10 protein-coding genes are annotated in these 11,601 nt (G+C 61.3%); 8 read left to right on the plus strand and 2 right to left on the minus strand.

Annotation, left to right across the window (positions count from 1 at the left end; translation table 11 throughout):
* The first annotated feature begins 28 nt into the window (after nucleotides 1-28).
* The 7 genes from ABIB48_RS10500 (at nucleotide 29) to ABIB48_RS10530 (ending at nucleotide 8,065) form a co-directional block, all read left to right on the plus strand.
* Nucleotides 29-385: a YidH family protein gene (locus tag ABIB48_RS10500; protein ID WP_354212930.1), complete on the plus strand. Its 357-nt coding sequence runs from the start codon at nucleotides 29-31 to the stop codon at nucleotides 383-385.
* A 1-nt stretch (nucleotide 386) separates the two neighbouring features.
* A complete protein-coding gene (locus tag ABIB48_RS10505; RefSeq protein WP_354212931.1) occupies nucleotides 387-803 on the plus strand; it encodes a DUF202 domain-containing protein in 417 nt (138 codons plus the stop codon).
* A 128-nt stretch (nucleotides 804-931) separates the two neighbouring features.
* A complete protein-coding gene (locus ABIB48_RS10510) occupies nucleotides 932-1,855 on the plus strand; it encodes an aquaporin (RefSeq protein WP_354212932.1) in 924 nt (307 codons plus the stop codon).
* Nucleotides 1,856-1,955: 100 nt separating this feature from the next.
* Complete coding sequence (locus ABIB48_RS10515; RefSeq protein ID WP_110106668.1) at nucleotides 1,956-2,318, plus strand: SdpI family protein; 363 nt, start codon at nucleotides 1,956-1,958, stop codon at nucleotides 2,316-2,318.
* A 105-nt stretch (nucleotides 2,319-2,423) separates the two neighbouring features.
* Complete coding sequence (locus tag ABIB48_RS10520) at nucleotides 2,424-3,587, plus strand: metallophosphoesterase family protein (RefSeq protein ID WP_354212933.1); 1,164 nt, start codon at nucleotides 2,424-2,426, stop codon at nucleotides 3,585-3,587.
* Nucleotides 3,584-6,658, plus strand: a complete 3,075-nt coding sequence (locus tag ABIB48_RS10525; RefSeq protein WP_354212934.1) for an AAA family ATPase — start codon at nucleotides 3,584-3,586, stop codon at nucleotides 6,656-6,658. Before ABIB48_RS10520 ends, ABIB48_RS10525 begins: the two co-directional genes overlap by 4 nt.
* Before the next feature lie 99 nt (nucleotides 6,659-6,757).
* Nucleotides 6,758-8,065, plus strand: a complete 1,308-nt coding sequence (locus ABIB48_RS10530) for an MFS transporter (RefSeq protein WP_354212935.1) — start codon at nucleotides 6,758-6,760, stop codon at nucleotides 8,063-8,065.
* A gap of 3 nt (nucleotides 8,066-8,068) precedes the next feature.
* Here the strand turns inward: ABIB48_RS10530 and ABIB48_RS10535 are convergent, their stop codons facing one another.
* Together ABIB48_RS10535 and ABIB48_RS10540 are read right to left on the minus strand one after the other, a co-directional pair.
* A complete protein-coding gene (locus tag ABIB48_RS10535) occupies nucleotides 8,069-8,905 on the minus strand; it encodes an alpha/beta fold hydrolase (protein WP_354212936.1) in 837 nt (278 codons plus the stop codon).
* Nucleotides 8,906-9,026: 121 nt separating this feature from the next.
* Nucleotides 9,027-10,424, minus strand: a complete 1,398-nt coding sequence (locus tag ABIB48_RS10540) for an amino acid permease (protein ID WP_354212937.1) — start codon at nucleotides 10,422-10,424, stop codon at nucleotides 9,027-9,029.
* 306 nt (nucleotides 10,425-10,730) lie between these two features.
* On the opposite strand from ABIB48_RS10540, the gene ABIB48_RS10545 reads away from it, so the two are divergent.
* Nucleotides 10,731-11,504: an NUDIX hydrolase gene (locus tag ABIB48_RS10545; protein WP_110106672.1), complete on the plus strand. Its 774-nt coding sequence runs from the start codon at nucleotides 10,731-10,733 to the stop codon at nucleotides 11,502-11,504.
* Nucleotides 11,505-11,601 lie beyond the last annotated feature (97 nt).

Genomic DNA, 11,601 nt, shown 5'->3' on the forward strand with positions numbered 1-11,601 from the left:
CAAACTGCCCGAACTTTTGAGGAGATCCATGCGCGAGCCCGCCTGGCGACGGACCGGAAAAACGCCTGACTACCGCTTTTCACTAGCCAATGAGCGTACCTTTCTGGCGTGGGTGCGGACCGCGCTGGCCCTCTTGGCAGGTGCAATAGCAATTGATCAGCTGGCCCCGGAAATTGCGCCGCCATTGATTCGTATCATCTTGTGCATGGTCCTTGCCGTGATTGGTGCCGTGCTGGCCATTGTCAGTTACCGGCGCTGGGCTCATCAGGAACAGGCCATGCGTAATGATGAGGAACTGCCGCACTCATGGCTCTTGCTGGGGATGACTGTCATTGTCTCGCTCGCCGCCATTGTTTTTGCCATCTTGATCCTGGTCCAGCCCTAACATGGCCTCCTCTGTGGCACCTGTCCGGGACCCCGGCCTGCAGCCTGAACGCACGGCCCTGTCCTGGCGCCGGACCATCATGAGCGCCGTGGTGGCCGATCTTCTCATTTGGCGCGGCTGGTTGCAGACGTTGACAGGCTTCAGTGGGGGCCCGGACACCGGACTTGGGCTTGGCGGAGCGTTGGGCGGATATTCAGCCCATGTGGTGGGAATGGGAGTCTGCGCGGCCGTGGCCGCCCTGACAACTATTGTTTTGGTGCTGTGCGCCGCTGCCCGGATCCGGCTCCTGCACTCCGGCGTTGCACCCTTGGAGTCAGAGGGGCATATTGCCGTTCCGGCTCTTATAGTACGTACAGCTTCGGCCGCTATAGTTACTCTGGCTGCCACCACGGTGTGTGCGCTGGCACTAGGCATGTGAGCTCGGCGAGTGCCCTGTTTGCTCTTCTGCCTAGCTTTCCTGTCAACTTTCTTGCCGGGCCCGCTGCTGCATCACCGTGTGAGCGCTAGCCCCCTGTTTTTGTTTCCCATTCGAAGGATTTTGCCCTCATGACTTCATCCGGAACAGCCAATGCCCCGGTGCATGCCTACCCGCTCAGTACCCGCGTAGCACTTGAGGGGCTGGGCAGCTTTTTCATTGTCTTTGCCGGGCTTGGCACCGCCTTGTTCAGCTCCGGCGGGTCCGGTGCCACGGTGGGCTTCGCTTATGGCCTGGCCATGGTGGCCGCCATCATCTCCTTCGGTCACGTCACCAACGGTTACTTCAACCCCGCCTTCTCGTTGGGTATGGCAGTTGCCGGCCGGTTGAAGTTTTCCGCCGCTCTTTTGTACATTGTGGCCCAGACTATTGGCGGCATTTTGGCTGCGGCAGTTTGGCTTGCCATGATGCGGGTGATGCCCGCCGGTGCCACCCCTGCTATGCCCGAGCTCTTCGGCGCATTGGCCAATGGCTTTGACGCCCACTCGCCTTCGCAAGTGCCCATGATCGGTGTCCTTATCATCGAAATGGTGGCGGTTGCCGTCTTGACGGCCATGCTCTTGGGCGCCACCTCGCCCCGGAACAAAACCACCATGGGCCCGGTTGCCATTGGTCTGGCTTTTGCGGTTGCCGTGGCCATCACCATGCCGCTGAGCAATGGTTCACTGAACCCGGCCCGCGCCACTTCAGTGGTATTCCTGGCTGACTCGTGGGCGCTAGGTCAGCTGTGGCTGTTCTGGGTTGCACCTCTGGTTGGTGCGGCCCTGGCTGCAGTCATTTACCGCTACTTTGCCCCGGTCAGAACGGTTGACGTGCCGGTGAGGGACGCTTCCTCCTCCGCGCTGCTGACCTCTGGTGCTGTGCTCACCCAGGCGCACGCCGAGAGTACCGTTGAGGGCGCCACTGAGAGCGCCACGCTGGCAAAGGGCCGCACGATTGCAGGGGTCGATGAGACTGACGACGCCCAAGCGTTCTTCGACGCACCCCAGAAGTAACCTCACAGCAGTGCCGAGCTGACCCCGGTATGGGGGCGAGAAACCGCCCCTACTACCGGGGTCAGCCGTGTTTGCGCCGGAGCCGGGTTAAGGTTAAAGCATGCTGATCTTCTCCCTTGTGTTCCTTGCCCTGTGTTCGGTGGGCCTGGCAGCACTGACCCAAGCGTGCGCCACCGGAAAGATCAAAGTGAACCCATTCGTGGGGATTCGCACCGCTAAGACCATGGTCAATGCCCAAACGTGGCGGGCTGGACACGGCGCGGCAGTCCAGCCTATGTGGGTCTCCGGGATTGCCGCAGCCGCTATTTCACTGGCCGGGCTGTTGTTTCTAGATGCCCCTGAAACCCAAATGATCATGGTCCTGCTGGCTTGTGCACTGCTGCTCTCTGCTGCGATCTATGGGGCAAAGTTGGCCAATACAGCCGCCGTTGAAGCCCTGACCGTGGAAAAAACCCGCCGCTGAGCCTGCCCGTGCCGGTGCGTGAACTGGTGCTGATCCCGCCGTTGGGTGGGTTGTGCTCGCCTACTCGGGTCATTGAATGTCTGTGCCCTCCGATACCTTTGAAGCATGAAGCTTCTGCACACCTCAGATTGGCATTTGGGCAGGTCGTTCCACGGCGTTGGAACCCTGAACGCACAGCGGCGCTTTGCCGACCAACTCCTTGACACCGTCCTGACGGAAAAAGTGGACGTGGTCCTGGTGGCCGGTGACGTGTACGACCGCGCACTGCCCAGCGTTGACGTGGTGAACCTCTTTGATGACATCTTGGCCACACTGAACAAGGCAGGGGTGCAGGTGGTTATCACCAGCGGCAACCACGACTCCGCCACCCGTCTGGGTTTTGGTGGCAGGCTTCTGGAATCCGCCGGTGTGCACTTGCGCACGCGGATTGCGGACCTTGCGGTGCCCATCCTGTTTCCTCTGGAACCCCAGGGTGAGGGGCTGGTGGCAATTTACGGTATCCCGTTTCTGGAGCCCCGCCTCGTGGCCGAGGAACTGGGTGTAGAGACCGGCACCCACTTCAGTGTGACGGAGGCGGCCGTGCATCGAATTGCCGAAGACCTAGCTACCCGGCCTGCCGGCACCGCGTCCATTGTGCTGGCCCACACCTTTGCCAGCGGCGGCATCACCTCAGCAAGTGAACGTGATCTAGCCATTGGCGGTGTTGGGGCGGTGCCGCTGGACCTCTTTGAGCCGTTCAGCTACACCGCTTTGGGTCACCTGCACGGACGCCAGAAACTGAGCGCAACAGTCCGCTACTCGGGCTCCCCCTTACCGTATTCCTTCTCCGAGGCGGCCCATGTCAAGGGCGGCTGGCTGGTGGAGATCACGGCGGACGGGCTGGGTGAGGTGCGCCAGGTTGACTGGGCTCCGGAAAAGTCGTTGAGCCTGGTCAAGGGCAAGCTCGAGGATTTGCTGAACAATCCCGACTGGGAATTTGCGCAGGATAACTACTGCCAGATCACGCTGACGGACAATGACCGTCCGGAACTGGCCATGGACCGGCTGCGCGTCCGTTTCCCGCACACCCTGGTGCTCATGTTCGAGCCGGAGACCGCACGGGAAGGGGACGCCCAAAGCTATGGTGCCCGCATCGCCAAGGCCGCCGACGATCTGGAGCTGTGCTGCGGATTTCTGGACCATGTGCGTCATCGCGCCGCGAACAACGACGAACAGCAGCTTTTGCGTGCAGCCTTGACTGCCGTCCGTGAACAGGAGAGCGCCCAGTGAGAATTCACCGCCTTGAAATTCAGGCTTTCGGCCCCTTCGCGGGCCGAGAAATCATTGACTTTGACCAGTTGGGAGCGCAGGGCCTGTTCCTACTCAATGGCTCCACGGGTGCCGGGAAAACAAGCATTCTGGACTCCATTGCGTACGCCCTGTATGGGACGGTACCCGGGGCCCGGTCCAATTCCGCCAATCAGCTGCGTAGTCACCACGCAGCCCAAGGAGTGGGCCCGGAAGTACTGTGCGAGTTCACGGCCGGTGGGCGCCGCTTGGAGGTCCGGCGCAGCCCTGAATGGATGCGCCCCGTTAAACGCGGAAGCGGCACCACGCGTGAACAGGCAAGCACCCAGCTGCGTGAAAAGAACGCCGACGGCTGGGAAGTGAAATCAACCCGCAACGATGAAGCCGCCAGCGAGATTCAGCAGCTTCTGGGCATGAACATGGCCCAATTCACCAAGGTAGTGTTGCTGGCCCAGGGCGAATTTGCGGCCTTCTTGCGGGCCACCGCCGCGGACCGCCAAGCCTTGCTGCAACGGTTGTTCGGCACCGATGTGTATGAGGGCGTTGAAAACCGTCTGGCCGCAGAATCCCGCACAGCCCAGGGCGCCGTCGCCACCGGTATGGCGGAGCTGCTGGCCAAAGAGGAATTGGCACGCAGCCAAAGCAGGTCGGTGCTGGCCGCCTACGCCGCGCAACTAGCGCAGGCTGAGGAGGGAGGGCAAGCACCGGAGACTGCCGAACCGGTAGAACTTCACGGGATGGAGCTTTTTGCCAGCCTCGGGGAGCAGCTTGAACGCGCGTTGACCCTGGCCCAAGCGCATGCCCAAACGTCACAAGAGGAGTCAGAGGCACTCGTAACGTCCATTGCGGAGGAGCAGAACCGGCGTACACGCCACCAGCAACTGGTTGAAGCCGTGGCCGAACAAGAGCGGCTAGCAGGCTTAGCCGATGAGGAAGCGCAGTGGCGCCACAGCTTGGAGTTGCACCATCAGGGACAGGTTTTGGCGGCCGTGGTGACTGCTGCGGCCAAGAGTGCTCGGGAAAGCACTCAGGCACAGGAGGCGGCAGCGAGAGCCGCCACAGTATTTGACAGCAACCCGGTGGCGGCGGCGCTCTTAGGCCAGCCGGGTGCAACAGCAAGTATTGAGGATTTACAGACGCTGGATAAAGAACTCATCAGGCAGTTGGCCGCCGTGGACCGGGCCCTACCTGATGAAACTCGGAACGCGGGGAAAAGTGCGGCCCTGGCCAAAAATGAGAAAGCCCTCGCTGATGCTCTGACGCAGCGCCAGCAACAGGATGCCGCGGCCACCGCGGCCAGAGCCCGTCTCACGGAGGTACAGGACCGGGCGGAGACGCTGCGCGCCGGGGCCGTCGATGTTGAGCACGCAGAACAAGCCGCCACGGCAGCTAAAACGTTGGTGGGCGCCATTGAGGAATACCAGGCACACTGCGTGGAGCTCGTGCAACTGGAAGACGCGGAACGTGAGGCGCGGGATAAGAGCCTGAATTGCCGGCAGAGCTGGCTAGAAGCCATTGAAAGCCGGCTCAGCCAGGCAGCCGGGGAACTGGCGGCCACGCTCGTGGAGGGGGAACCCTGCCAGGTCTGCGGCAGCACGGTGCATCCGGCGCCCTCACCACTTGCCGCTGCCGGGGCGGACCTCCTGAAGGCCGAGAGGGCAGCCAAGAAGCTCTCTGATACTGCCGAGGCGGCAGCTAAAGACGCCGGTACCCGGCTGGCCCAGGCCAGGAGCGCGCTCGCAGTCCTGGCCGAGCGTGGAGGCGAGGGAGAATTGGCCAAAGCGCAGGACGCCGTGGTGCAAAGGCGCCAAGCACATCAGGAGGCCAAAGCGGGTGCCGCAGAACGCGATGCCCTCCACCAAGAAGCCGGGGAGTTGCAGGAGCGCCTGGAACAAGCCCGGGAAGGTGTTGTTGCGGCGGCCGGGCAGGCGGCGTCTTTGAGTGCAGCGCAAGCGGCCCTGGCAGAGGAAATTGCTGATCTGGGCCAGCAGCTGGAGCTGGCCCAGGACGGGTACACCTCGCTGGCGCAACGGCGGGTTGCGGTGCTGGCGGCCCAGCAGCCGGGGGAGGAGCTCCTCGTGGCACTGCGTAAAAAGGCCGCTGCCATGACAACGGCGCAGGATGCGGGCGCCGCGTTGGAGAAGGACCTCGAAGGTTCCGTTTTTGCCGATGCCAGCGGCGTGCAGGCAGCCTTGCTGGCACCGGGGACCGCGGCCGCGCTGGATGAAAAAATCAAGGACCACGCCAAGGCCGTGGCGGTAAACACTGACCGCCTCGCGACTGCTCAGATGCTTGCCGCCCGTGCGGAGACGGTGGTGGTGCTGGGGGACAATGAGCTTGCCGCGTTGGCGCAACAGAGCCGGGTGGCTGTACAGCTGGCAAAAACGGCGGAATTGGCTGCGGGTATGGCACGCTCAGCCGCTACCGAAGTGCGCCTCACACAAGCGGACTTCATGGCGTTGGAAGAGGATGTTGCGCCGCTGCGGGAGAAGGCGAAAATGCTCTTGGGTCTGGCTGAGGCAGTGCGTGGACAAGGCGAGAACAAGTACAAGATGACGCTCAGCAGCTATGTTCTCACGGCCAGGTTGGAACAAGTCGCCCAGGCCGCTTCGGTGCGCCTGGCCACCATGAGCGACGCCCGCTATACGCTGCGGCACAGTGATGCCAAGAAGGGAAACCAAAAGTCCGGGCTGGGCTTGGAAGTAGTGGATGAATGGACAGGGATCAGCCGAGACACCGCCACCTTATCCGGTGGCGAATCCTTCATGGCGTCACTGTCGCTGGCCCTGGGTCTCTCGGATGTGGTGCAGTACGAATCCGGCGGACTGGATATAGAGACCTTATTTGTTGATGAGGGCTTCGGCAGCCTCGATGAGCAGTCCTTGGAGCAGGTCATGGATGCGCTCGAAGGACTGCGAGACGGCGGGCGCATGGTGGGGCTGGTCAGTCACGTTGCTGAAATGAAGCAGCGCATCCCCGTGCACCTGCATGTCCACAAGGGCCGCCATGGCTCCACCGTGGAGCTGAAAATGGCGGGAGCGCAAGCCTCGTGAACGGATAGACTGGAGCAGCCTTTGTGCCAGCAAAGCCCATAGCTGAGACGGCACCGGCCACCACCACAAATGATTTTTCGAAAGTAGCTAACCATCTCTTTGTCATTGCCGACCCCCGCTGCCCCTGCCCAGAAGGGCGGGCGCTATTCGGTGCTGCCCAGACTTGCGGGCACCAGCTACATTCCGCTGGGTCTTTTTGCCCGGGTGCCGTTGGCGATGCTAACCATCGGTGTGCTGACCATGGTCACGCAGGTCAGCGGGTCTTACGCCATCGGCGGTTTTGCTGCAGGCTGTATTGGCATTGGTGCCGCGGTGGGTTCGCCCGTGGTGGGGTATTTGGCGGACCGGCTGGGCCAAAAACGTATACTGCTGGTGGCCGCCGTGGTCAACGCGCTGCTTGTGGCGGCTGTGGTGATCCTGGCCTACACGGTCCTGCCTACCGACGGCGCCCAGATTACCGATGGCGGCACCCTGGCAGTCTTTGCTGCCGCGCTTGTCTCCGGCGCCACCTCACCGCAGGTGGGGCCGCTGTCCCGGGTGCGGTGGATGGCTCTGAGTAAGAAACTACCCGCCAACCAGCGTGGTCCAGCCGTGGATACGGCGCTGTCCCTGGAGGGCACGGCAGATGAGATTACTTTTGTGTTGGGCCCGGCTCTGGTAGGTCTGCTCGCCTCGCTGGTGGCACCTTGGTTGCCGCTGGCATTGGCCGCCATTATGACAGTGGTTCTGGTGACCCTTTTTGCCTTACACCACACCGTGGAATCCGTGGGGCCGCGCACTGCCGCCAGCAGCACCGTGGGCAATGCTGGCTATGTGGCGAAAGAGAAACCCAACTGGCTCCTAGTTGCTGTCCCCGTGGCAGGGATGCTCGCCATGGGAACCTTCTTCGGATCGGCTCAAACTTCTTTGACCGCTTTTACCGGCGTTCACGGCTCGGTGGACCAGGCGGGGCTGATGTACGCCATCATGGGCTCCAGTTCTGCTGTGACGGCGTTGTCGGTGGCCTACTGGTCCACGAAATTCACGTACGCGTGGCGCTGGGTACTGATGGCCACGTTGATGGCGGGCGGGGCTTTCCTTTTCCTAGTTCCCCAATCTCTGGGCCAGATGGTGTGGGTGCTGCTGCTCATGGGCCTCCCCGTGGGCCCTGTCATGGTGTCCATCTTCAGCGTGGGCAGCATGGTGGCGCCGCAGCAATGGATGGGCACCGTCATGACGGCGCTCTCTAGCGGCATTGTTGCCGGGACCGCACTGGGATCAGCGCTGTCAGGTTCATTGGCCCAGAATCAGGGGTATTCGGCGGCGTTTCTAGTCCCGATCATGGCAGCCACGGCGCTCGTTGTGCTGGGCCTGCTCTCCGTGATGGTGCTGCGCAAGCGCCAGCAGGCACAGCACTCAAACACCTAGCACCTAGCTCAAGAAGCTCAAGGCGGCATCCTTGAACTCGCGTGAGGTCACCGTGTTGTTATGGGTTCGTCCCTGGATCACCAACTGTTTGCTTCCGGGGCTCAGCTCCGCCAACCGGGTCATGCTGCGGGCACGTTCATCGAGACTGCCGGCCACCAAAAGGATGGGCATGGAAGGTACGGCGTCGGTGGGATCAAACGGCTCCATTTTCACCGCCTGAATCAGGGACAGGAGCGCAAAAATATCGTTGGAGGGAATCACCTGCGCCATGTTCAGCAGCCAGGCCGTTGAAGCATCGGCAATGGGCGTGCCGTCATTGAGGAAGTCTTGTGCTGCCCGTAAATCAAAATCGGCCAAGGGATCCTCCGGGTTAGGGCCGCCCAACACCATCTTGCGCACCAGTTCGGACTGAGTTGCACCAAACTCCCACGCTAAGCGGGACCCCAGTGAGTACCCAATGAGATCGACCCCGCTGGTGGGGTCTGCATCGACTCGGGGACGCACACCTTGATCAATGAGGACTTGGAGCAGATCGGCGCGGATCTTCCCTGGTGTGTAGGAGTCCAGATCGTAGGGTGCGGTGCTGCCGCCATGGCCTGGCAGGTCAACGCTAATCACCCGGCGCCCGGCCTGATTGAGGGCGGTGACCCAGCCTGTCTTGACCCAGTTCAATTCAACGGATGAAGCAAAACCGTGGATCAGCAGCACGGGAGGCAGGGGAACAGGCTCCGTAGCTTCAAAGCTAACAACGTGGAGTCCGGCTTGGACGCCTTCAATGCTGTGCGGAGAAGTTATTGCAGCGTGCTTGCCGGGTGAGGGCATCTTGCCTGGTGAGGACATGGGGTGAGCCTTTCCCGCAGCGGTCCGTGCCGCCGTCGTACGTCAACAATAGCGAAAACGTAGCGTGCCTGCCCTAGGTTCGCCTTTGAGTACAGTGGCGCGGGCGCCGCGTGGACCCGATCTAAGGCTGTGCGGCTGCCCGTGCCTTTTGGCGGCGGTGCGAGAAATGGCTGAGCAAAGCGATAACAACCACCAGACTGAAGGTGCTCAGGAGTTGCTTTGCACTGGTGGGATCGCTGAATCCGACGGCAAAGATGGCCGCCAGCAGCACCAGCCCGGCAATTGAAAGGTACGGGAATCCGGGCATGCGCAGTGGCAAGGGCGTTCCGTCACTGTCTGCCCGGCGGCGCAGGATGAATTGTGAAAGCAGCGCCGAACCCCAAATGATCAGGCAGGTGGATCCCACCAAGTTCAACAATGCCTTCAGGACGGTGTCGGGGTACAGGATTTCCAAGACAACTGTCACGAAGCCGAACGCCACGGACATCGCCACTGCCGGAACGGGGACTCTACGAGTGTTGGTGCGCGCAAAAAGCCGGGGTGCCTCACCGCGCTCGGCGAGTGAGTAAATCATGCGCGATGCCCCGTACAGGTTGGCGTTAAGGGCTGAGAGCAGTGCAGCCACGGCCACCAAAGTGATGACTGTGCCAGCCCATTGAAGTCCGGCAACGTTCAGCACGCCGGCAAAGGGAGAAAGCAATGCTTTGGAGGTCCACGGCAGAACGGCAATGATGACGAACACGGAGCCTACATAAAACACCAAGATACGCCACACAACAGTGCGCACCGCCACTCCAACGCTGCGTTCCGGGTTGGGCGTCTCGGCGGCGGCAACAGCCACAATTTCGGTGCCGCCGAACGCGAAGGCCACAACAAACAGTGCTGTTGCGATGCCCGCCATGCCGTTCGGTGCGAATCCGCCGTTGTTGACGAAGTTGCCCAGGCCAGGGGATGTGGTGCCGGGGATCAGGCCCAGCAGCAAGGCGATGCCAAAGAGCAGGAAAAGCACAATCGCGGAAACCTTGAGCAGGGCAAACCAGAATTCAAACTCGCCGTAGTTTTTGACACTTGTCAGATTGACGGCTGTGAAGACCACCATGAAGATCAATGTCAAGGCCCAGACCGGCAAAACCGGCCAAATCGTGACGAGTAGCGCGGCTGCCCCGAGCGCTTCGGCGGCAATCACTACCACCAGCTGCAGCCACCACAGCCAGCCGACCGTTGCCCCAGCAATCTTGCCCATAGCCTTTTCCGCGTAGACGGAAAAGGCGCCGGAGTTGGGGTTGGCTGCGGCCATCTCACCCAAGGCCCACATGACCAAAATGATCAAGGTGCCGGCCACCAGATAGGAAATCAGCACGGCCGGTCCAGCCTTCATGATCCCCTCGCCGGAGCCTAGGAAAAGTCCGGCGCCAATTGCACTGCCAAGACCCATCATGGTCAGTTGGCGTTGTTTGAGTGAGTTGCCCAGGCCTGTTGTGACAGGCGCAACCGTGGCAACTTCCGTTTGGGGGTTCATGAAAGGGATGGCCTTCGTTAGTGGAGCTGGCCACATTTGGCCGACGATGAAAGAATTTTGATCCTTGTCAAGGGTAATTCACCTTTGGCTAACGGAATAAATTAGGTGGTGCCGGTCCGGGTGCAGGTCCGGGTGCCGGTCCGGTTGCTGTTTGCGGGGATAGTCCAAGTTTGACGGGTTCCGGAGCCGCTATGGACGGGTCCTCTGGCGTAAAAGATTTGTTTCTAAGACACCTGTGGCCGTAGAATCAGTTGTAGTCAATATGACTCTAACTGGTTTGTTGGGTCGGGAAATGAGGTGAGCGGCATGGAACGAGTGCCCTTAGTGGCTGCAGCTAATGTCAGCGAACGCCTGGCGCAGCCCCCTGCACTGGCCATCTCGACCGTCATTTTTGCTCTCCGCCCCAGTGTTTCTTCAGGACGGCCCACGCTGTGGCTGCCGCTGGTCAAACGCATTCGCGAACCTTTTAAAGGGCTGTGGGCGTTGCCGGGCGGACCCCTGACACAGGCCGAATCGCTGCTGGATGCGGCGGCTCGGAACCTGCAGGACACCACCGGCCTTGCACCTAGCTACCTTGAGCAGCTCTACGCTTTCGGCGGCTTGCACCGTTCGCCCAGTCAGCGCGTGGTCTCGATTGTGTACTGGGCTCTGGTGCAGTCCACCGAGGCCGAACAGGCAGAAGAATCGGAGAACGTTCAGTGGTTCCGGGCCGACGGATTGCAAGAACTGGCCTTTGACCACAATGAGATCGTCAAATACGCACTGTGGCGCTTGCGCAACAAGATGGAATACGGTCCCATTGCGTACCATCTACTCGGCGAAAAGTTCACCTTGGCTCAGGTCCGTGAGGTCTACGAAGCCGTGCTGAACCGCAGCGTTGACCCGGCCAACTTCCGCCGCCAGCTCAAGCAGACAGCAGGCATTGAACCCACCGACGAGTTTTTACAAGGCGGCAAGCACCGCCCGCCCCGGCTCTACCGCTACAGCGGCACCAACAATCACCTGGTGAAAACCCATCTCTTGGAGCAACCCCTCCTGGAAAGAGCAGGCCCGCCAGGGCACCCGCCGCCCACCCTCTAGCCTCAAGGTCAACCCTCCCGCACCACCAGCAGGCACGGCCCAGAATCAAGTACCAGAATCAACCACCAGACTCAGCCCCACGCACGCAATCCTCACT

The organism is Arthrobacter sp. UYCu511, assembly GCF_040547105.1.
Classification (GTDB): domain Bacteria; phylum Actinomycetota; class Actinomycetes; order Actinomycetales; family Micrococcaceae; genus Specibacter; species Specibacter psychrochitiniphilus.